This is a genomic window from Bartonella sp. OD88NMGDW (assembly GCF_042193775.1).
Taxonomy (GTDB): Bacteria; Pseudomonadota; Alphaproteobacteria; order Rhizobiales; family Rhizobiaceae; genus Bartonella; species Bartonella grahamii.
The window spans coordinates 95,268-117,740 of record NZ_JBHIMA010000004.1; the positions used below are offsets into that span (position 1 = coordinate 95,268).

Here is a 22,473-nt window from a genome sequence, read left to right on the forward strand (position 1 = left end):
CTTTCATCAATGGTAATCTTGATAATCAACAAGCTCCACATCTGTTCCTATAAAGCGAAAAGTAACACGCCAATTTCCATTCACCCATATGGAATAATATCCCATAAGTTCACCTTTAAGAGGATGCATTTTAAAGGCAGGCGCTTTCAACATTTCAGGCATCGTAGCACTTGTTAAAGCTGTCAAGATAACGCGTAATTTTTTTACGTGATTTGGTCGAATAGCTTTTGTGGAACCCGTTGTATAAAATAATTTTAAGCTCTTATGTTTGAAACTCACAATTGCGATTACCGCCCCTTATCGTATATCGTCACTATACGATCAATAAAAATAAGAGTCAAGCGCCCTGCTAGCAAATCCAGTTATCTAGATAAAATGATTGGGTATAAGCTATAAAAAAGTTAGGGATAGGTAGAAAATAAGTTAAAAGAATCAACGGAATCAAAACTCCCGAACTTTTATATAACCTATTGATTTGATTAAATATTGGCTGGGAGTACGTGAATTGGCAATGTAAGTGTATTTTGTTTGAGACGCTCTGTTTTTCGTGAGGGGACTTACTCCATTAAAGAATACGATAAACAAAAGCATGAGGTAATGCATAATCTCTTCATAAGATATTACCGTGGATGCTTTGGAAAGCTGCAAAAACGAATCAAAAGAAAATATTTTTTTACTTTTTAAGCTTTTTATTCCTCTCAAATTGATTGTATAGTTGCTTTGGAAATTACACAAACAGACCCGATACAATAATCTACCCTCGTCTAGCAAAAGCTATTACAGCAAGAAAAGTAGGCGCTTTATTAAGCAAGCAATATCATAAAACGACGAATAGATCAGCAATGGAGTGGAAAGGACGTACTGAATTTATAATAGCACCCAACCACGCTTTTTTAAAAGGACAACGCGCTTTAAGATGAAAACCTTCCACTAATAAATCCGTAAGTTCTTATCTTTTTTACTAGAGAATTATATAGATAAAAAATCAACGCATTTTTTCTTAAAACAGCTGTAGCCAATTGACCTTTGTTTTTTTGTTTAGCTTATTTATAGAAGCAACTTGATCGAATGGCATCGGCTTATCAACCATGATAGGACCAATTTCTGGCAATTTAACTGCAACAGTTTTATTACGTTGTTCCTGTTCAACAGCAGCTGCTTTAGCTAATTCTTCTTTGTTTCCTGTATTGCGCTTCTCTTTTAACAAAACAGTTTCTCTTTTTTTCAAAGCATTTTCTGACGCCAATGAATATGAGGCAGCATTTCCAGGAGTATAAGAGGCCATTAAATATGCACCATCATAATAGCCAACGGGTGCTTCAGCAATATATTCTACTTTAACATCTGCGACCCCCCTATCTACATACCCCAGTATTGCCGCAGCTTGCCTTGATAAATCAATGATTCTGTCTTTCATAAAAGGTCCGCGATCATTCACTCTAACAATGATTGAAGATCCATTTTTCAAATTAGTAACACGAGCATAGCTAGGTAAAGGCATTGTAGGATGAGCAGCAGTCAAAAGATTCATGTCATAAATTTCACCGTTGGCAGTTAAACGTCCATGAAAATCTGAACCATACCATGATGCTTCGCCAACACGTTTATAAGTCGGATCATTTTGAGGATAATACCACTTTCCTTTTATTTGATAAGGTTTACCAACAACAGCTCGTCCACGCTTTTTTTCTTCCGATTGTTTCTTCTTATTGGATACTTGTTGAGGTAGGACAGAAGTGTTCACGTCAATTGGTTTATTATGATAGGAATCTTTTATTGAAAAATTCATAGTTTGGCTTGCGCAACAAGATACCAGTGACTGAGAAATGACGATCATAGAAAACAATTGAAGTGTTGGTTTAATAATAAAAGTAAATTTCTTTTTTCTATTTGAAGGCATCTATTCAGTCCACTTATTTCTGTTAAGTACTACTGTAAAAACCACGTCACGCTTTTTGTACGCGACGGAAGAATTTACGTTTTTAAATGATTTCCCTCGCGCATATACCACTCTTGAATTTGTCCCTTTTATCAAGAAATTAACACATTGTTAACCTTTTTATGATTTTCGTAAGAAATAAATGTACTATAGTAGATGTTAAAAAGAATAAAAAATAAATAAATCAACATCTTATAGAAAAGTCATTTCATAATATAAACTGTGAATAAGTGGTGATTTTAGCAACTTGTTTTGCGAATCATGTAATGCAGTAGGTATAAAAAAATCAATCTATAGATTGAGAAAAGGAGCAACCACATGTGCTGCCAACATAGGTACAACCGTATCGTAAGCTTAAAGCTCTTTGTTGTTGGACAGGAGACAGCATAGCATCGCTCTATTCCAAAATATCTGATAGAAAATGACTGGCTATAGAATCAATAAGAAACCCCAAAAAGAATCAAAACAAGAAAGATTCTTAAATTTTTGTATAGTCTATTGATATTATTTAAAGTTGGTGAGCGCGCAGGGATTCGAACCCTGGACCTACTGATTAAAAGTCAGTTGCTCTACCAGCTGAGCTACGCGCTCTCACACAAGCTATCTAGTTTGGAGACTATCTAATTTGCAGAAAGTGAAGGGAACATACGGTTGACTTTTCATTTGGTCAACACCTTTTGAAGAAAAATATTATTATTTTCTTCAGTTATCAATAATTTTCCGTTTTCCCTCCCTTTTTTCATCATTGTATAGGTACTCTTTAATCTTCTTTTTGAAGTTTCAATCAAGGAACAATTTCACTGCGAAATATTGCATAGATTCGAAGCGCTAAAATTATAAGAAATTACCCCTTCCCTCACATGGCTTGTTGAGCATAATGGATAGAGAAGAAAAATACTTTTTACTGTAATATCATTTTCTCACTTGAGTGAGAGATCTCAAATACTGTGAGATTCTCTCATTTCAAATCTGTTTATCTTGAAACAATAAAAAGCATTTTTTGACCGATACAAGTGAGAGAATAAAACTATAAAAAATAAATGAAAATACCTTTTATGCCTCCTTTCAATAACTAAAAATTATCGCAACATTAGGGTTCAGTAAAATAGTATATAGCGGTTGGCACGTTAGACCTGAAAATGGGATAATGAGAAACAATTGCATTTTGAGGGTGTGATTTTTATTCATGCATAATGAATATATAACGAAAGCCAATTTATTCTATAGAATAAAGCAGACATGAAGCAAAAATTTAGTGTTGGATAATTCAGTCACAGCTATAGAGTACTTTTATACATTGTTTAATATTAATGTAGATATATAATATATAAATAATAATTTTATAAAATGATTAAAGTAAGTTTTATATAAATAATAATTTAAATATGTCTATAAATAAATGTATTGCTTCATTAACTTAAATTATAAGATCAAAAATAAATAAAATAATTTTGATTTTGCGAGAAAAATTTGTAAAAGTGTTATATATACATGTATTTTTACTTTACTCCTTTTTTATTATTTTGATTGGAATATTGAATGCTAACATGTAAACAATATGAGCTACTCTTGTTTATTCATAACCATATAAAAGAAACAGGTGTTCCTCCTTCTTTTGAAGAAATGAAAAATGCATTAGAACTTTCTTCAAAGTCTGGTATTCATAAGCTCATTATAGCCTTAGAACAACGAGGGTTTATACGTCGTTTACCCAATCGCGCTCGTGCAGTGGAAGTGATTCGACTCCCTGAGAAAATAACATTTAATCTTTCTTTAGCACGTAAAATTTCTCCCAATATGATAGAAAGAAATAAAAGGGAAATATCAAAAAGCTTGAGTAACCTTGACAACTTTGATGAAGAAGAAAAAAAAAATATCACCATTCCTATCATGGGACGTATTTCTGCGAGCGTGCCCGCCTCTGCTATACTACAACAAATAAACACTCTTTCTCTCCCACGCAATATGGTTAATACAGGTGAGCACTACGCATTAGAAGTTAAAGATAATTCTATGATGGAGGCTGGTATCCTTGATAAAGATACGATCATTGTGAAACGTCAAAATACAGCAATAACAGGTGAAATTATTGTTGCGTTTATTGATAAAAAAGAAGCCACATTAAAACGTTATCGACGCAAAGGCGCTTCTATTGCATTAGAAGCCGCAAATCCTCATTATGAAGCACGTACATACGAATCCGAGCGTGTAGAAATACAAGGTAAACTTACCGGACTTATTCGCAAATATTAAAAATAAACCTTATAGTACGCGATAGATATCGCAATAAGAAGCTGTTGAGTATTTTTTATTGCGCCACACGCAGTTGATTTCCTCTCCACGGCCAAAGGATGCCCCAATTCGGTCTATAAACAATTCAGATCCTTATCGAGCGGGTTTCATTTTCCCTTCCCTCCATGTCCTTCACTTACGCAAGGCGTGACAAGTAAGCTTTAAAATATTCACCACGTACTTTATAAAAGAACTTGAATGCTTTGAAGGAAGCAGCCTTATATCATCGTCCTCAATAAAAGAATTTTACGATATAATAAGATAAAATTGTATGCATGCATAAAAATACATAAAATTTTGTAGAAAAAAATCAAATAACTTTGTAACAGATTGTATTGCATAGGTATAAAAATAAAGAACATTATTTTTAAGTTATAAAAAGCCTAACTCAATCATTCATAGTAATTGTAGGATCATCATGGTAGCACCTCGTATTAGTTTTGTCTCCCTCGGATGCCCAAAAGCACTCGTAGATTCTGAGCGAATTATTACACGCCTTCGCTCTGAAGGGTATGAAATTTCACGTCAACATCAAGGAGCTGATGTCGTTATTGTGAATACCTGTGGCTTTCTTGACTCGGCAAGGAGAGAATCATTAGCCAATATTGATGAAGCTCTCAAAAAAAATGGAAAAGTTATTGTAACAGGGTGTCTTGGTGCTGATCCTGATGTTATTCGCCAAACGTATCCTAATGTATTGGCTATTACAAAACCGCAAGCTTATGAAAGTGTTATAGAAGCTGTTCATACAGCAATTCCTCCTGTTCATGATCCTTTTCTTGATTTAGTTCCTCCCCAAGGTATTCGTTTAACACCTCGCCATTACGCCTACTTAAAGATTTCTGAAGGATGCTCTAACCAGTGTAGTTTTTGTATCATCCCTACTCTGCGTGGTGATCTCACTTCACGTCCCATCAGCGATGTTCTTCGTGAAGCTGAAAAACTCGTGCAAGCGGGTGTAAAAGAACTTTTAGTTATTTCACAAGATACAAGTGCTTATGGTATTGATCTTAAATATCTCGAAAATTCTTGGAAAGATCGTACAATCAAAACAAAATTCTTTGATCTTTGTCGCGAACTAGGCGATATGGGTATTTGGATACGTATGCATTACGTTTATCCTTATCCCCATGTTGATGAAGTTATCGAACTTATGGCTGCAAAAAAAATTCTTCCTTATCTGGATATTCCTTTTCAGCATGCATCACCAGCTGTTTTGCGTCATATGAAGCGTCCTGCACTCATAGAAAAAACAAACCGTAGAATTGAAAAATGGCGAAAAATATGTCCAGATCTTGCTTTGCGATCAACATTTATTGTTGGTTTTCCTGGTGAAACGAATGAAGATTTTAATATCCTGTTAGAATGGTTAGAAGAAGCAAAAATTGAACGCGCTGGGTGCTTTAAATATGAAGAAGTAAAAGGAGCCGCCGCAAATGATTTGGGATTAGAAAATATTCCTGAAGAGGTGAAAGAAAATCGCTGGCATCGTTTTATGGCAAAACAACAACAAATTTCCACACATCTTTTAAAGAAAAAAATTGGAAAAAGACTCCAAGTGCTTATCGATGAAAGTCAAGGAAAAGTTGCCAAAGGTCGTAGTCAATATGATGCTCCAGAAATAGATGGTGTTGTCCATATATCATCACGACGCCCGTTGCGTGTTGGTGAATTTGTCAGCGTTAAAATTGAACAGTCGGATGCCTATGATCTTTATGGTGTAGCAGTTTGAAAATTTAACTTCTTCCCTGTCCTCAATGATGAAGATTTCTATCGGCATTGGTTTATAAAAAGATCAGCTACTCACAATCGAACTTGATCACTTATGTAACTCACTTCATAAGAATTCACGAGCAATCGTTACCCTGAATGTTTCTATACACTAATACCAAGCAGTTATATATTCTCTTAATTTAATGCCTTAAATGAGCCTTAAACGACGATGACGGCGGCGCAAAAGAATAAAATCCACAAGGTTCACCATTTTTACTTAACAAAAGAGCAAATCGACAATCGTACTATTTTCCCATTTTTCATATTGCGACAGTTATTAATAAGTGAAAGGAAACTTTTTTCAATAGTGTTTTATGCACACAAAAATTTCCTTTGTGATATGCAGGCGGATGTTTTTTATGGATGCAATATAAGAGAATTTGAAACAAAACAATCTTACGGTATTTAAATGAAAAAAATAAATTATCATTATAAATAAGTATCTTATCTTAAACTCTTTGAACTTATTTTTTAAATATCTAATCTTTATTAACAGGTCTTAAAATCAAAGAATTTCTTATCAAGCAAATGACTTGGGCGTACATTTGTTAAAGCGCGAATCATCGTATCTTTACGTCCTGGCATTTTCCTTTCGATATTTTTCAGCATTTCTTTCATTGCATTACGTTGTAAACCATCTTGACTACCGCAAAGATTACAAGGAATAATCGGAAATTGCATTGCTTGAGAAAATTTTTCCATATCCTCCTCAGCTGCATAAACAAGAGGACGTAACACAAAAAGATCTCCTTCATCATTTTTAATTTTTCCAGGCATGGCAGCTAATCGGCCACCGTGAAACAAATTCATAAAAAATGTTTCTAAAACATCATCACGATGATGACCTAAAACTAATGCAGAACATCCCTCTTCACGTGCAATACGATAGAGATTACCACGTCGTAATCGAGAACAAAGTGAACAATATGTCTGCGACTCTGCCAATTTATCTGTAACAATGGAATAAGTATCCTGATATTCAATACGATATGGAATTTTATAAGAACTTAAAAAGTCTGGAAGAATATGCTTAGGGAATCCTGGTTGCCCTTGATCAAGATTACAGGCAAGAATTTCAACGGATAAAATCCCTCGCCATTTTAAGTCTAAAAGAAGCGCTAATAAACCATAAGAGTCTTTTCCACCCGATAAAGCAACAAGCCATTTTTTTCCTGTAGAGAGCATAGAAAAATCATCCAAAGCTTGTCGCATATGACGCAAAAGTCGTTTGCGCAATTTATTAAATTCTACGCTTGAAGGAGCAACACGAAACATTGGATGACAACTATCTGCTTCGCTTATTAAAGGATCATCTCTCCCTTCGTTTTCTTCTATTGCCTGATATTCAACGGAAATATCATTCATAATACTATATCCTGCATAAGTAACAGCTTGTTTTGCAAAGATAAAAACAAATATTAAAGCAAGCTTACATTTATGTTTTTTGAATTCATAAATTAGATACACAAAAAAGAAATGGAACTATATAAGTTTATGGCTATAAAACATAGCAATAAACTTAATATAGAACCATTCACAAAAAGTACTTATTAACTTCAAAGATTGTAAAAACAACACAATATTTTGAAGTTATAATAATAGAAGAGAAAAACAACTTCTCTTGCAGAAAAATTATCGAGAATAAAATTCAACAACCAAATTAGGTTCCATTTGCACAGCATAAGGAACATCTGCAAAAGCAGGAATACGCGTAAAGGTTGCTTTCATCTGTTTATGATCTGCTTCAATATAATCAGGGACATCACGTTCTGCCAATTGCACTGATTCTAAAACTAAAACAAGTTGTTTTGATTTTTCCCGAACCTCAATAACATCACCAGGTTTACAACGATAAGATTGAATATTTGTGCGCCGACCATTTACATTAACATGACCGTGATTGATAAATTGGCGAGAAGCGAAAATCGTAGGCACGAATTTTGCACGATAAACAACAGCATCCAAACGTGATTCTAACAGACCGATAAGATTTTCACCAGTATCACCCCGTCGACGAGCAGCCTCTTCATAGGTTTTATGAAATTGTTTTTCTGAAATATCTCCATAAAACCCTTTCAATTTCTGTTTAGCGCGCAACTGCACCCCATAGTCAGAAAGTTTTCCTTTACGACGCTGTCCATGCTGACCTGGACCATAATCACGACGATTGACAGGAGATTTCGGACGCCCCCAAATATTTTCTCCCATACGACGGTCAATTTTATACTTTGTTGTTTCGCGTTTACTCATCGCATTTCCTTATAAAATAAAACACGAGATCTCAAGACCCCAAGGAAACGCGCCCTCCTCTGCCTTTAAATACTAAAGACTGACAGAATACCTTAACATATTAATATGCAAAGTTATCCACGGGACACGTCAATTAATGCTATTTTCTTGAAAAAACAGCTAGATCATCATTATTGGTCTCGTAACCCAAAGTCAACTCCTTTCATGAGTTTTAAGCCAAATCCTTTAAACAAATTCTCCGTTAAAGAAGTGATATTTTTCGATGTTAACAACGCAAAATCTTGATATTTCTTTATATATTGATCGTGTACTTTTTCCGACAGTGGTAATAATGATCTGATATGTTTGGCAATCGCTTTCGCCGGATCAATCCACTCAACGGACCATAAAGCATGTTCACGAAAGAAGTTAATCAAAAAAGGATAATGTGTGCAGGCTAAAACAATAACATCAGTATATTGTCCATTTTTTTCCACAAAACATGGCAGGATTTCTTTTCTTAACTCTTCTGAATCGATAGATTTTCCCCGTAAATAATCTTCAGCAAATCCAGCCAGTTTTTTACTTCCCACAAGCTGAACATGACACTGTCCAGCAAAAGAGTTAATTAATTCATTTGTATAGGCACGTTTAACTGTTCCAGGAGTAGCTAATACGGAAATAAAACCAGATTTTGTTTGTTCAGCAGCTGATTTAATTGCAGGAACCGTTCCTACAAAAGGGACATGAGGAAAATTCTGTCGTAAATCTGCCATCATCAGTGTAGAAACGGTGTTGCAAGCAATCACACATAAGGCTGGATTGTAGCGTGTTAAGAGATTTGTAAAAATCTTTAAAATACGCTCTTTCAAAATATTTTCTTTCCAATTTCCATAAGGAAATCCTGCATCATCAGCAACATAGATAAACTGCATTTCAGGGATAAGAATACGTGCTTCCCTGAACACTGTTAAACCACCAATACCGCTATCAAAAAAAAGAACAGGTCGTTCATCCATTAATTTTCACACTTATTTTTATTTTTTTTACGATCACGCTCTTCAGGTGCTCTACTCCCCCGTGGATATTGTGGCGAAAAATGATCCAAAGAAGATATAATGCCTCGTAATAAACGAACCTCAGGTTCACTAAAGTTAGCGCGCGTAAAAACAGAGCGCAAATTTGCAAGCATTACTTCTTTGCGCTCAAGGGGTCTAAAATACCCACGGATATTCAAAGCCTCTTCTAACTGAGATAAAAAACCATGAAATATTGTTTTATTTGCAGGTTCCATCTCTGCGGCACGAAATGCCGTATCACTGACATTCTCTAGACCTGTTTTCATCCATTCGTAAGACATCAAAAGAACCGCTTGCGCAATATTAAGTGACGCAAAAGCAGGATTAACTGGAAAAGTAATAATTTCATCAACAAGGCTGATTTCATCATTTTCTAATCCCCATCTCTCTCTTCCAAAGACAATACCTGTCTTATGTCCGATACTTTCACGCTGACGTAATACGTTTGCTGCTTCGACAGCACTTTTTACAGTTTTAAATCCGCATCTTTCACGTGCTGTTGTGGCAAAAACATAGTGTAAATCTGCAATTGAATCACGCAATGTATTAAAAATCACAGTGTTGTTAATGACATGATCAGCTTTACTTGCAGCAGCTATAGCTTTTTCATTTGGAAACATTTCTCGAGGTTTGACTAACCGAAGCTTAGAAAGCCCAAAATTTGCCATTGCCCTTGCGACCATACCAATGTTTTCAGGAAGCTGCGGTTCAACTAAAATAATAATGGGACCATTTGTTAAATTTTCACGATTCTTATTCGTTCCAGCCATCAATCTTACCTAGTTTCACTTAAACTATCTCCCTCTCCACTATTTTTTACGAAACCTTCTTCACAGTACTCTAATGCTGTTTAATAATAAATTATAGACAATGTTATCTTTTCACTCAAAGATAATAAATTTTAAAAGCCATTAAAGTGAACGATGGAATTTATAACAATTTATATAGGATATCGTAGCCTTTTTTACATCAATTTTATCTTTTTTATAAGGAATAGCTCCTACAAATCATAATCTCAGTTGAATTATGAAATCATAAATCCTAAAAAAGGGATATGCACTTTATTCCCAAACTTTTTCCTGCAAAGCTTATCCGTCGTTATAAACGTTTCCTTGCGGATGTTCAACAAGATGATCAGCATGTCCTCACCGTGTCTGTACCTAATACAGGATCAATGCTTGGATTAACAGCTTTCAACTCCAATATCTGGCTTTCATATCATAATAACATCAAACGAAAATATGCCTATCAATTAGAAATTATTGAAGCCGATAATACTTTGGTTGGCATTAATACTGCTTTACCCAATAAACTTGCATTAGAAGCAATTCAAAACGGATTACTACCAGAATTAAGTGGATATAAAACAATTTTAAAAGAACAACGCTATGGAACACAATCACGAATTGACTTTCTTTTACGTGATGACATTCTTCCTGACTGTTACCTAGAAGTCAAAAATGTTCATTTTATTCGTCAAAAAGGATTAGCAGAATTTCCTGATAGTAAAACAAAACGTGGAGCACGTCACCTTGATGAACTCATAGGAGTTGTACAACAAGGAAAAAGAGCTGCTATGCTTTATATTATTCAACGAGAAGATTGCGCAGCTTTTACAATCTGTCATGATCTTGATCCACTCTATGGACGTAAATTTGATTTAGCATTAAAATCAGGAGTAGAATGTTATGCTGTAAAGTGTCACGTAAGTGTAGAAGGCATTTTTCCGATTCAGAGAGTAAAAATAGAAAATAGAAGAAACAATGACTGAGTATATCGAATATAATAAAAGCCCTTTAAAATTTAATGGAAAAATCCGCATTTTCGATGATTATGCTTTTGCTAAAATGCGTGAAGTTGGTCGTATTGCTGCAGAATGCCTTGATGCGCTTAAGGATATTATTAAGCCGGGCGTTACTACGCAAGAAATAGATGATTTTGTATTCATTTTTGGTGCTAGTAGAGGAGCACTTCCTGCTGATCTAAATTATCATGGATACAGCCATTCATGCTGTACATCTATCAATCACGTTGTCTGTCATGGCATTCCCAATAAAAGACCCTTGCAAGAAGGCGATATTGTAAATGTTGATGTAACCTTTATCCTTGATGGGTGGCATGGGGATTCAAGCCGAATGTATCCTGTTGGGAAAATCAGGCGTGCTGCAGAACGCCTGCTAAAAATAACCTATGAAAGTCTTATGAAAGGAATCGCTGTCGTTAAGCCTGGAGCAACGACAGGTGATATTGGGGCAGCCATTCAACAGTATGCAGAATCTGAACGCTGTTCAATTGTGAGAGATTTTTGCGGACATGGTATCGGCCAGCTTTTTCATGATGCTCCCAATATCCTCCATTATGGAAATCCTGGAGAAGGAATAGAATTAAAACAAGGTATGATGTTTACAATTGAACCCATGATTAACCTTGGTAAACCACAAGTTAAGATTTTATCTGACGGTTGGACTGCTGTTACCCGTGACCGCTCTCTGACAGCACAATATGAACATACAATTGGTGTCACAAATGAAGGGTATGAAATATTTACACAATCTCCTAAAAATATTTTTTATATTCCAAATTCGCATACCTAACGCAATGTAGAGATGTTATGGCTAAAAAAATAAATCAAAAGGAAGATACTCAAAGTAATCAGTTTGCATTAACATCGAGTTCTCCACTCACCCCAGTATCAGAAAGAAAAAGTGAAGACCCCCAGAAAAACGCACAGCTTCATAAACATTATCAAGGACATCGTGAGCGTCTTCGGAAGCGCTATTTAAAGTCAAAAGGAAATGCAATCGAAGATTATGAATATCTTGAATTATTGCTTTTTCGCACAATACCCCGTGCAAACACAAAACCCATAGCTAAAAATTTGATAGCGCGCTTTGGTTCATTAGCTGATGTGTTGGGAGCAGATATTCACCGACTTCAAGAAATTCCAGGATGTGGTCCTGCCACTGCAATTGATTTAAAAATTATTTCAGATGTTGCTGGACGTCTTGCTCGTGCGCAATTGTTTAAACGCGATATCTTTTCATCATGGGATAAAGTGTTAGCTTATTGTAAAGCTGTTATGGCTCACGAAACACGTGAACAATTTCGTATTTTGTTTCTTGATAAGAAAAACGGCTTACTTGCTGATGAGGTGCAACAAACTGGAACCATTGATCATACACCTGTTTATCCTCGTGAAGTTATTTCTCGAGCTTTAGAGTTATCTGCATCAGGACTTATCTTAGTCCACAATCACCCCTCTGGCGATTCCACCCCCTCTGATGCAGATATAACAATGACATATAGATTAAAAGATGCAGCAAATGCATTAGGCATTATTATCCATGACCATCTTATTATTGCACGAAATAACCATACGAGCTTTAAAGCGTTAAAACTTATATAAATCTTATGGGATAAAAAGATTCATTTAACTATGAATAACGAATCATTTTTCTAAATCAATATCTAATATAGCCATTGAGAAATTATAGGAGAGCTCATCTTCATCTTCATCTCGATAGATAATGCCTAAAAACTCATCTCCCACATAAACCTCACAAGAATCACTCTTTTTAGGCCGTGCTCTGACTTGCAATGCTGAGTTTTGGAATATATTTTTTAAATAATTATCAAGTTTTTTTATTTCATCAGCATTCACTATGCTCTCCTGTTTTTTTGAAACGACTAAAATAATTGCGTGTCGCGCAAATAAGACACTCCCATGATTCTGTAAAGTCAGTAAAAAATCTTAATCTAAGCATTTACTTAATATTACATATATCTACAACGTTCTTTATACATTCATAAAGAAATTTTACAAAAGGTCTATCATTATTAAATATACCCGTATAGATTAAAAAATGGCAAAAAACTGTATATTTTTAATAATTTTACTTTATTTCCAATTTTAGCATCTGCGTTTAGAATGCATATTCGTAAGAAAAATTGATCAATAATTTCTAATTTTTTCCTTTTATAAAAAATAAAAATAACAATATTTTTTTTATTTAAAACTACATTTTTTAGCAAAAAATATTATTACATCATTCAAAAATAATTCTTTTTAATAACTTTTAAAGTATAATTATCTAACCTTAGAAAAATTACATCTCTAAAAAATATACAAAATAAGCTAATAAGAGTTTATTTTTCTTCCCGTTTTTTATAAAACTTATGTCACAACAGAAAAATTTTTAAATAAGCTTTTTTCAATTTATACGAGATAAAAATACTGAGTATTTTTGTAAATGCTAAAAACTATGAAGAATGCTTATCTTATAGGATAACGAGAAAGAAAATCTATAACACCTTTTTTATAAACTTTATCGCCTACAGCAAGCATATGATCTCGACCAGGAATTGATAAAGCTTCACCACAAGGCAATAAAGCTGCTAATGGCTCTGCAGCACCGCCAATTTCATCTAATGAACCAACGGCAACAAGTGCAGGTTGCTTAATTTTGTAAACTTCAGACGCCGTTAACTCCTGTTTTGATGTAATGATACAAGCAGCAAGAGCACGCCTATCGCTTTTCGTTTGATCTGCAAATTTACGGAACATTAAACCGCGCGTATTGGTAATGGTAGAAATATCTTCTGCTAAAAGTGCCTCAGCAACAGGCTCCCAATTTCCCGCTCCCGTTACCATACCAATACCTAAACCACCAAAAATAACACTGTGTACATATGTTGGATGCAAAAGAGCCATGAAAGCACTAATACGAGCCCCCATAGAATATCCCATAACATGGGCTTTAGATATCTCTAAATGCTGTAGTAACTTTATTGCGTCACCAGCCATAGCTTGAGGTGTATAAAAGACAGGATCATAACTTTTAACTGAATCTCCGTGACCGCGATTATCAAGAGCAATAACACGATATCCTGCTTCAGTGAGAATGCGAAACCAACCTGTTGCATACCAATTCACTCGTGCAGAAGATCCAAAACCATGGATCAACAAAACAGGTGCGCCCTGCCCTTCTTCTCGATAAGCAAATCGCAAACCATTATATTCAAAAAAACGAATATCTTCAGCGGTCATTTTTTATTGCACTTCCCACAAAGTACAGGATGAATAACACGTTGCCCTTTTTGTATCTTTTTTTCAGAAACTTCACCAGCGTTGATCTCAAGTGCAAAAGCTGCAGGAACTTCTGATGAAATGGTATTTGTCGAAAATGGAGAAGTGTTTTCAATAATCGATACAATAATTCCCTCAGAGTTTAAGAAAATCATATCTAAAGGTAAAGGCGTATTTGCCATCCACATAAAAATTTTCTGTTCATCTCCCGATTGAGAACTTTTTAGCGGCTTAAAGAGCATTGCACGATCGCGTGGAAAATCAGTCCGATACATTAAACCAGCTGCTGCTTGAGACGGCGTAAAAGCAACCTCTACCTTATAAAAAACCGTACCTTGCTTTGTATGTATTTCTAAAGGAATCGGATGAACAGGAATTTCTATGGGCTTTTTTGCTACAACAACACGCATTTCTAACATAAAAAGCATTACCAGTAAAACAATATACCCCTTTTTAAAAGGCTTTAACATTCTTGTCTCCACCACAGAAAAATTTAAAATTTTGTTTCTAAAATAAAAAGTACCAGAGTTTAAAAGTCAAAAAAATAAGAGGATTGCTTCCTTGTTGTTTTCTATTTTCTTTCAACGTAATATGCGCAACTTTCTCCATTTGGTTTATGGATTCACTAGAGTCATATTCTCTTTAAAAATCTACCCTATAGCAATTTACGGAATAACCACCTTTAAAAACATAGAAAACATACTGTTTTCATTCGTGAAATTCAATGTGTCGCTAAAGGAATGCCTATATCCGGATAAATCTCTGCTGTCATTAAACCTTTTTCTCCTTTACCAAAACGTACAAGAACAACTTGGCCAGAACGAAGCTCTGCTAAACCAAAACGGCGCAACGTTTCCATATGAATAAAAATATCTTCTGTTCCTTGCCCACGACTAAGAAAACCATATCCTTTGTCACGATTAAACCATTTAACAATTGCACGTTCTAGTCCACTTTCTGGAGTAACAACAACATGGGTACGGGCTGGAACTTCTGATGGATGAATTGCTGAAGAACAATCTATGGATTTCACCTGAACGCACTTTAACCCTCTTTCAGTTTTTTCCACAGCACAAATAACTTTAGCTCCCTCCAAAGCTGTTTGAAAACCATCTCTTCGCATTACCGTAACATGCAATAATATATCGGGGAAATGAGGTAAATCAGGTACAATAAATCCATATCCCTTACTACCATCAAACCACTTAATGACACCACTGATTTCGATAATCTCCCCACAAGCACCTATACTATCTTCAGATAGGGGACAATCTTTTAATGCATCCTTACTCGTCATAATAACGTGATCCTGTAGCTTATAAATTGTACGATATTGATTCTCTAGGTTTAAGTAAACATTGCTCTTGTATCAACACGCAAGCCCCAAGATAAGATTTCCCCATATTGTCGTGTCTTCTATGTTAATGTCAGAGAATATCAACATGAATATTTATAAAACTATTTGATTGTAAGCTTTACATATCTTACAAGGAGTGCCCTACAAAAGAGGTTATATGAAAGGTTTTTTTACATAATGATATTTTCATAAATGTGTAACTTGCATGATGAAGAAGTTCAATATAAGGTGAAAAAACAACAATTCAATTAAGGAAAATGCGCAATGCAATTGAAAAAAATCCTTACGACAATCACAGCATTCATGGCATTTACAGCAAATGTTTATGCAAGTGAACCTATCAAAATTGGTGTTTATCTTCCATTAAGTGGTCAAAATGCATTTGGAGGTCAGCTTGAAATTAGAGGTATAGAATTAGCCCATAAAAAAATTCCAGAAATTTTAGGACGTAAAGTGGAACTTGTTATTATTGATAATAAGTCTGATAAAGTAGAAGCGGCTAATGCTGTTATGCGTTTAACAGCAAGTGAAAAAGTAAGTGGAATCATTGGTAGCTATGGTTCCTCACTTTCGTTGGCAGGTGGTGAAATATCTGAAAAAGCAAAGACTCCAACCATTGCCACTTCCTCAACGAGTCCTCTTGTTACACAGGGTAAAAAATATTATTTCCGCGCTTGTTTTATTGATTCCTATCAAGGGGTGGGAATCGCGACTTATATAAGTCAAACTTTACACGCAAAAAAAGCAGCTATCCTCAAAGATATTTCAAACGATTATGCCATTGGTCTTGCAAGCTACTTTATGCGTGCTTTCAAAAAATTAGGTGGTGAAGTTGTCTCAAATTTAAACTATAATTCTGGAGATCAGGATTTTTCAGCTGTTCTTACGCAAATTATCGCACAAAAACCTGATATCTTATTCATTCCATCTTACTTTTCTGAGGGTGCTATCATTATGAAACAAGCGCGAGAATTAGGAGCAAAGTTTCAAATTATGGGTGGAGATGCTATGGATAATCCAGAAACCATTGCGATTGCAGGAAAAGCTTCAGAAGGTTTCTTACATACGACACTTCCCTATAGTGAGGATATGCCAAATATGTCAGTAGCTGCGCAAGAATTCACAGCAGAATGGAAAAAAGAGTATCCTGACCAAGAGCCGAATATCAATTCTGTTTTGGGATATACGAGTTATATGATGTTCATGAAGGCTATTGAAAATGCTGGTAGCGCTGATCGTGAAAAAATTACTATCGCTCTTAGCAAATTAAAAGATTTTCAAACCCCCTTCGGTGATATGTCAATGGATGAAAATCATAACCCTAAGATTCCTATTGGTATCATTAAAATACAGGATGGAAAACGTGTTTATTTAGAAGAGGTTAAACCTGCTTTTTAATTAAAAAGTTTTACTTATTAAAATGCAAGAATTGGTTGAGGATCTTTTTCTCAACCAAAAACTTAGAAATTTCTTGTTATCCTATGTAAATTAACAAATGTGGAAGGATGAGAGATGAGCACTGAAATGTTCATCCAGTATTTTTTTAATGCACTGGCATTGGGATCTCTTTATGGGCTTATCGCTATTGGTTACACCATGGTCTACGGTATACTGAGACTCATTAATTTTGCTCACGGTGATATCTTCATGCTGGGAGCATATTTTGTTTTCTTTTCCACAATTAGCTTTATGCCTGCTTGGGCAGCACTCCTTCTTTTGTTTCTCGCGGCTCTTATTTATTATTCGGTCTTTATAGGGTTTAAAAAGCGCCCTTCAATTTATTGGATTGCTGTTTTTTTAATCCTTGCGTTAGGTTTTGTTTATTATTTTAAAATTTCTCCACAAGCTTTTACCCCGATTTGGGTTTTAGCTCTTTGTTTTTCTATTTTTATTACAAGTGCAGTGGGTATTGTTGTTGATCAACTTGCCTATAAACCTCTACGCCATGCTCCGCGTATCTCGGCACTTATCGGTGCAATTGGTGTTTCTTTTTTTATTGAAAATCTTTCTACTGTACTCTTTAGTGGTGTTCCAAAAGGTGTAAAACAACCAGATTTTCTTGTAACACCATTTTTATGGCATTTAGGATCAGGAGCAGATGGTATCATTAGAATTGCTCCCATGTCTCTGATCGTTCCCGTTGTGTCATTGATTCTTATTGTTTTACTGTTATGGATTATCCATAAAACAAAACCGGGTCTTGCTATGCGTGCAATCTCCCATGATATTGAAACGACGCGTTTGATGGGTGTGTCTGTCAATAAAGTTATTGCATTTACATTTGGAATAGGCTCAGCTCTTGCCGCTATAGCAGGTATTATGTGGTCTTTACGTTATCCTCAAATTCAGCCTTATATGGGCGTTCTTCCTGGTCTCAAAGCATTTATCGCTGCTGTTATCGGAGGTATTGGTTCGATACCAGGAGCAATGTTGGGAGGATTGTTATTAGGGTTTATTGAAATTATGATTATCGCATTTTTCCCCGCGCTATCTGGATATCGAGATGCCTTCGCTTTCATTTTATTGATTCTGATTTTATTGATATTGCCCACAGGATTAATGGGTAAAAAAAGTCAGGAGAAGATCTAATGGCAAAGTCAGTGACAACTGTTTTATCTTGTATAAGTGTTTTAGTTCTCATAGGTTTTTTATTTTATGCTGATAGCCATTTTAATGACTATACGCTTCGTATCATAAATCTGATTGCTATTAATGCGATATTGGCAATTTCGCTTAATTTGATTTACGGTTTTACAGGTATGTTTTCTCTTGGACATGCTGGATTTATGGCTATTGGTGCTTATGTTTGCGCAATTTTACTTCTTTCCCCTGAACAAAAAGAAATGATGTGGATTCTGGAGCCTATCGCTGAACCATTGTATCATCTGCAATTACCTTTTTTTGTCGCTGTTGTTATAAGTGGTATATGTGCTGCAGTTGTAGGTTTATTGATTGCTTTGCCAATATTACGTCTTGGTGGTGATTATCTTGGAATTGCAACATTGGGTTTTGCAGAAATTATTCGCATTGTCATTACGAACGCAACATCGCTTACAAATGGCTCTTTAGGTATCAAGGGAATACCTCAAAATGCAACATTATGGTGGAACTATGGTTGGTTAGCATTTACAGTTCTCTTTATTGTCCTTTTACTGCAAAGCAATACTGGTAACGTATTACGTGCCATTCGTGATGATGAAATTGCTGCGAAAACTATGGGAATTAACGCTTTTTTCTACCGTAGTTTTTCTTTTACTGTTGGAGCGTTTTTTGCAGGTATAGGTGGAGCATTAATGGCTGCTCTTATTTCAACCATTGATCCAAAAATGTTTAATTTTCTTCTAACTTTTAATATTTTGATGATTGTAGTTGCTGGTGGTCTCGGCTCAATTACAGGAAGCATTATTGGCAGCATTATTATTACAGTTATGCTTGAATGGCTTCGTATTATTGAAAGTCCATTTGACTTAGGTTTCATACATATTCCAGAAACACCAGGACTTCGCATGGTTGTTTTTTCTCTTTTATTGCTGGTAATTATCTTGTTTTGGAGAAAAGGGTTGATGGGACAACGAGAATTCTCATGGAATGGAATTTATAGCTTTTTGACACGCAAAAAGCTTTCTAATACTGAGGGAAAGCTATGAACGACACCATCCTTTCACTCAATAATATTATAATGCGTTTTGGCGGATTAGTTGCTGTAAATAATATTAATATGGCAATTAAACGAGGAAGTATTACTGGATTAATTGGTCCCAATGGTGCTGGAAAAACAACAGTTTTCAATATGATTTCTGGATTTTATGCTCCTACAAGCGGCATCATTCTTTTTGATGAGCAAAAAATTTCTGGAGCGCCTCCTTATATTATCTGTAGACGCCATATTGCCAGAACATTTCAAAATATTCGTCTTTTCTCAGGGTTAACGGTTTTGCAGAATGTTATGGTAGGAGCGCATGTTCGACAAAAATATCCTTGGTTTTCTTCAGCTCTATTTTTTTCAAAGGCAATGAAAGAAAAGAAGGAAGTTTATAAAAATTCCTTAGAACTCCTTGAGCAGCTACAACTTGATCACCTTGCTGATCAATCGGCAACAGCTTTACCTTATGGTGTGCAACGACGTCTAGAAATTGCACGCGCGTTAGCCACAAAGCCCAAATTGCTTCTTCTTGATGAACCTGTTGCTGGCATGAATCCACAAGAAAGTGAAGATCTTAGAAAATTCATAGCAAAAGTGCAAAAAGACTTTGATCTTACAATTCTTCTTATTGAGCACGATATGAAAGTGGTTATGGGGCTTTGTCAACATATTTTGGTTATGGAATATGGCTGTTGCATTGCCAATGGTACACCAGATGAAATTCGTAATAACCCTAAAGTTATTGAAGCTTATCTTGGCGGAGATGTTTATGGATATTCTTAAAATAAAAAATCTTTACGTTCATTATGGCGCCATTAAAGCTGTCCAAAATCTTTCTATGTCCATAAAGCGGGGAAGTATTGTCACTTTAATTGGAGCCAATGGTGCAGGAAAAAGCAGTATCGTACGTTCTATTACAGGACTTAATCGCTCTGTTTATGGAAAAATTACCTATAATGGCAAATCTATTATTAAAAAATCACCAGAAGAGATTTTGCGATTAGGTATTGCTCTAAGTCCTGAAGGACGCCGTATCATGCCCCATCTCACTGTTTTAGAGAATCTTCATCTAGGCGCTTATATTCGTCACGATAAGCAAGGAATTTCCCGTGATATTGAATGGATATTTGATCTTTTCCCGCGTCTACGTGAAAGAGCAAAACAGTTAGGAGGAACAATGTCAGGTGGTGAACAACAGATGGTTGCTGTGGGCCGTGCACTCATGAGCAATCCTGATATGGTCATATTAGATGAACCATCGTTGGGGTTGGCACCGCTTCTCGTTCGAGAAATTTTTTCAATTATTCGAAAAATTAATGAGATGGGAAAAACTGTTCTTCTTATTGAACAAAATGCATTTGCTGCGCTTTCTATAGCTGACTATGCTTATATTTTAGAGGTAGGACATATTTTATTTCACGGTGAAGGTAAAACTATGCTCTCTGATTCGCGTGTTAAAGAAGCCTATCTTGGTGGATAAAGACTACGAATTGAGGAAATATAGCTCATCCCTCCACCTTTTAAAAAAGCATTTCTCATCCTCAATGAGAAATGCTCCTTTGTGAAGTTCGATTATTACATCCACCATTTTTCTGCACTGAATATCCCTGCTTCTTTTTCAATAATGTGTGCTATCTGAAAAATGACTTCTTCAGCAAAAGGTTTACCAATCAATTGCAATCCTAGAGGCAAACCATTTGATGACAGACCTGCAGGAACAGAGATTCCTGGTAAACCAGCCATATTAACTGGTACCGTAAAAATATCATTAAGATACATTGCTACAGCATCATTTTTTATTTTTTCATCAGCTATACCAAAGGCAGGTGTTAGTGTTGCTGGTGTCAGAATAGCATCAATGCCTGAAGCAAAACATTGATCAAAATCTCGTTTTACGAGTGTTCTTACTTTTTGAGCTCTTAGATAACAGGCATCATAATAACCAGATGAAAGAACATAAGTCCCAACCAAAATACGTCGCTTGACTTCATCACCAAAACCAACAGAGCGCGTGTTTTCATACATCTCAATGATGTCTTTTCCAGGCACGCGTAGACCAAAACGCACACCATCATAACGTGCTAAATTAGAAGAGGCTTCTGCAGGAGCTATAATATAATAAGAAGGTAGAGCATATTTTGTATGGGGCAAAGAAATGTTCTTAATCTCAGTTCCTGCTTCCTTTAACCAACTTATGCCTTTTTGCCAAAGCTCAATAATTTCTGGAGACATTCCATCCATATGATATTCTTTTGGAATACCAATTTTCATTCCTTTAATTGATTGACCAAGATAACTTTCATAATCAGGAACTGGTAATTTCACGGAAGTAGAATCTTTTTCATCAAAAGAGGCCATTGATCTTAGTAAGATAGCACAATCACGAACATCTCTGGCAACAGGTCCAGCTTGATCAAGAGATGAAGCAAATGCAACAACACCCCACCGTGAACAACGTCCATAAGTTGGCTTTATTCCTACAGTTCCAGTAAAAGCTGCTGGTTGACGTATTGAGCCACCTGTATCGGTTGCAGTTGCACCAGCGCAAATTTGTGCAGCAACAGCAGCAGCAGATCCTCCTGAAGAACCACCGGGTACGAGTTTTTCATTCGAGCCTTTTTTTCTCCAGGGATTAATAACGGGACCATAATATGATGTTTCGTTGGATGAGCCCATAGCAAACTCATCCATATTAAGTTTTCCTAACATTACAGCACCGTCTTGCCATAAATTAGCCGTGACAGTTGATTCATAATGCGGTTTAAAACCATCAAGGATATGTGAACAGGCTTGAGTATGAACACCATAGGTTGCAAAAAGATCTTTAATCCCCAAAGGAATTCCTTCTAAAAGCCCTCCCTGCCCTCTCGCTAAGCGACTATCTGATTCAGCAGCCATTTTCATTGCCTGTTCTGCTGTTATTGTTACATAAGCATTCAAAATTGGATTAGCTGATTCTATTGCTTGTAAATAAGCTTCCGTTAATTCTGTTGCTTTGAGATTTTTCTTTGTTAGAGAATCACGAGCTTGCGCAATTGTGAGGGTTGTTAAATCAGTCATATTGGTTCTCAAATT

21 protein-coding genes and 1 tRNA gene are annotated in these 22,473 nt (G+C 35.6%); 10 read left to right on the forward strand and 12 right to left on the reverse strand.

Features of this window, described 5'->3' with window-relative positions:
- Positions 1-6: 6 nt before the first annotated feature.
- The 3 genes from ACFIJR_RS04755 to ACFIJR_RS04765 form a co-directional block, all read right to left on the reverse strand.
- Positions 7-288 carry a type II toxin-antitoxin system RelE/ParE family toxin gene (locus tag ACFIJR_RS04755; protein ID WP_375653764.1) on the reverse strand — a complete coding sequence of 94 codons (282 nt, stop codon included), beginning with the start codon at positions 286-288 and terminating at the stop codon, positions 7-9.
- 712 nt (positions 289-1,000) lie between these two features.
- A complete protein-coding gene (locus tag ACFIJR_RS04760) occupies positions 1,001-1,900 on the reverse strand; it encodes a septal ring lytic transglycosylase RlpA family protein (protein WP_375627346.1) in 900 nt (299 codons plus the stop codon).
- Between the two features lie 554 nt (positions 1,901-2,454).
- Positions 2,455-2,530: transfer RNA gene (locus ACFIJR_RS04765), tRNA-Lys, on the reverse strand.
- A gap of 948 nt (positions 2,531-3,478) precedes the next feature.
- Between ACFIJR_RS04765 and lexA the strand changes: the two genes are divergently transcribed.
- Together lexA and rimO are read left to right on the forward strand one after the other, a co-directional pair.
- Positions 3,479-4,192 (forward strand): transcriptional repressor LexA, encoded by a 714-nt coding sequence (lexA, locus tag ACFIJR_RS04770; protein WP_375625791.1) that lies wholly within the window; start codon positions 3,479-3,481, stop codon positions 4,190-4,192.
- Positions 4,193-4,649: 457 nt separating this feature from the next.
- Entirely contained in the window at positions 4,650-5,963 is a 1,314-nt protein-coding gene (gene rimO, locus ACFIJR_RS04775; RefSeq protein WP_375625789.1) for a 30S ribosomal protein S12 methylthiotransferase RimO, read from the forward strand.
- 530 nt (positions 5,964-6,493) lie between these two features.
- Here rimO and ttcA read toward each other — a convergent pair.
- The 4 genes from ttcA to ACFIJR_RS04795 all read right to left on the reverse strand — a co-directional run bounded on the left by ttcA (position 6,494) and on the right by ACFIJR_RS04795 (position 10,082).
- Positions 6,494-7,369, reverse strand: a complete 876-nt coding sequence (ttcA, locus tag ACFIJR_RS04780; protein ID WP_375653745.1) for a tRNA 2-thiocytidine(32) synthetase TtcA — start codon at positions 7,367-7,369, stop codon at positions 6,494-6,496.
- Positions 7,370-7,636: 267 nt separating this feature from the next.
- Entirely contained in the window at positions 7,637-8,254 is a 618-nt protein-coding gene (gene rpsD / locus ACFIJR_RS04785; protein ID WP_273722651.1) for a 30S ribosomal protein S4, read from the reverse strand.
- Between the two features lie 170 nt (positions 8,255-8,424).
- Positions 8,425-9,252 carry a glutamate racemase gene (gene murI, locus ACFIJR_RS04790; protein ID WP_375651976.1) on the reverse strand — a complete coding sequence of 276 codons (828 nt, stop codon included), beginning with the start codon at positions 9,250-9,252 and terminating at the stop codon, positions 8,425-8,427.
- Positions 9,252-10,082, reverse strand: a complete 831-nt coding sequence (locus ACFIJR_RS04795; RefSeq protein WP_375625783.1) for an RNA methyltransferase — start codon at positions 10,080-10,082, stop codon at positions 9,252-9,254. Before ACFIJR_RS04795 ends, murI begins: the two co-directional genes overlap by 1 nt.
- 284 nt (positions 10,083-10,366) lie before the next feature.
- On the opposite strand from ACFIJR_RS04795, the gene sfsA reads away from it, so the two are divergent.
- From sfsA to radC, 3 genes are read left to right on the forward strand one after another with little or no spacing between them, the layout of a single operon-like run.
- The gene (sfsA, locus tag ACFIJR_RS04800; RefSeq protein ID WP_375625781.1) at positions 10,367-11,083 is read left to right on the forward strand and encodes a DNA/RNA nuclease SfsA; all 717 of its coding nucleotides are present in this window, start codon (positions 10,367-10,369) and stop codon (positions 11,081-11,083) included.
- Positions 11,076-11,906: a type I methionyl aminopeptidase gene (gene map / locus ACFIJR_RS04805; RefSeq protein ID WP_375653747.1), complete on the forward strand. Its 831-nt coding sequence runs from the start codon at positions 11,076-11,078 to the stop codon at positions 11,904-11,906. Before sfsA ends, map begins: the two co-directional genes overlap by 8 nt.
- 17 nt (positions 11,907-11,923) lie before the next feature.
- Positions 11,924-12,718, forward strand: coding sequence for a DNA repair protein RadC (gene radC, locus ACFIJR_RS04810; protein WP_375653748.1), 795 nt, complete (start codon positions 11,924-11,926; stop codon positions 12,716-12,718).
- A 42-nt stretch (positions 12,719-12,760) separates the two neighbouring features.
- On the opposite strand, the gene ACFIJR_RS04815 is transcribed toward radC, so the two are convergent.
- The 4 genes from ACFIJR_RS04815 to ACFIJR_RS04830 all read right to left on the reverse strand — a co-directional run bounded on the left by ACFIJR_RS04815 (position 12,761) and on the right by ACFIJR_RS04830 (position 15,695).
- Positions 12,761-12,973, reverse strand: a complete 213-nt coding sequence (locus ACFIJR_RS04815) for a DUF3126 family protein (RefSeq protein ID WP_375628388.1) — start codon at positions 12,971-12,973, stop codon at positions 12,761-12,763.
- Between the two features lie 612 nt (positions 12,974-13,585).
- Positions 13,586-14,359, reverse strand: a complete 774-nt coding sequence (locus tag ACFIJR_RS04820) for an alpha/beta fold hydrolase (protein WP_375627342.1) — start codon at positions 14,357-14,359, stop codon at positions 13,586-13,588.
- Complete coding sequence (locus ACFIJR_RS04825) at positions 14,356-14,868, reverse strand: DUF192 domain-containing protein (protein WP_375651979.1); 513 nt, start codon at positions 14,866-14,868, stop codon at positions 14,356-14,358. Before ACFIJR_RS04825 ends, ACFIJR_RS04820 begins: the two co-directional genes overlap by 4 nt.
- A gap of 251 nt (positions 14,869-15,119) precedes the next feature.
- Positions 15,120-15,695 carry a cold-shock protein gene (locus tag ACFIJR_RS04830; RefSeq protein WP_015856414.1) on the reverse strand — a complete coding sequence of 192 codons (576 nt, stop codon included), beginning with the start codon at positions 15,693-15,695 and terminating at the stop codon, positions 15,120-15,122.
- 324 nt (positions 15,696-16,019) lie between these two features.
- On the opposite strand from ACFIJR_RS04830, the gene ACFIJR_RS04835 reads away from it, so the two are divergent.
- The 5 genes from ACFIJR_RS04835 (at position 16,020) to ACFIJR_RS04855 (ending at position 20,878) form a co-directional block, all read left to right on the forward strand.
- Complete coding sequence (locus tag ACFIJR_RS04835) at positions 16,020-17,153, forward strand: ABC transporter substrate-binding protein (RefSeq protein ID WP_375627340.1); 1,134 nt, start codon at positions 16,020-16,022, stop codon at positions 17,151-17,153.
- 114 nt (positions 17,154-17,267) lie between these two features.
- A complete protein-coding gene (locus ACFIJR_RS04840; protein WP_375625769.1) occupies positions 17,268-18,344 on the forward strand; it encodes a branched-chain amino acid ABC transporter permease in 1,077 nt (358 codons plus the stop codon).
- Positions 18,344-19,402, forward strand: coding sequence for a branched-chain amino acid ABC transporter permease (locus ACFIJR_RS04845; RefSeq protein ID WP_273787947.1), 1,059 nt, complete (start codon positions 18,344-18,346; stop codon positions 19,400-19,402). The genes ACFIJR_RS04840 and ACFIJR_RS04845 overlap by 1 nt, the downstream gene beginning before the upstream one ends.
- A complete protein-coding gene (locus ACFIJR_RS04850; RefSeq protein ID WP_375627339.1) occupies positions 19,399-20,181 on the forward strand; it encodes an ABC transporter ATP-binding protein in 783 nt (260 codons plus the stop codon). Before ACFIJR_RS04845 ends, ACFIJR_RS04850 begins: the two co-directional genes overlap by 4 nt.
- Positions 20,168-20,878: an ABC transporter ATP-binding protein gene (locus ACFIJR_RS04855; protein ID WP_375625763.1), complete on the forward strand. Its 711-nt coding sequence runs from the start codon at positions 20,168-20,170 to the stop codon at positions 20,876-20,878. The genes ACFIJR_RS04850 and ACFIJR_RS04855 overlap by 14 nt, the downstream gene beginning before the upstream one ends.
- Before the next feature lie 95 nt (positions 20,879-20,973).
- Here ACFIJR_RS04855 and gatA read toward each other — a convergent pair whose 3' ends face one another.
- Positions 20,974-22,458, reverse strand: coding sequence for an Asp-tRNA(Asn)/Glu-tRNA(Gln) amidotransferase subunit GatA (gene gatA, locus ACFIJR_RS04860; RefSeq protein ID WP_375627338.1), 1,485 nt, complete (start codon positions 22,456-22,458; stop codon positions 20,974-20,976).
- Positions 22,459-22,473 lie beyond the last annotated feature (15 nt).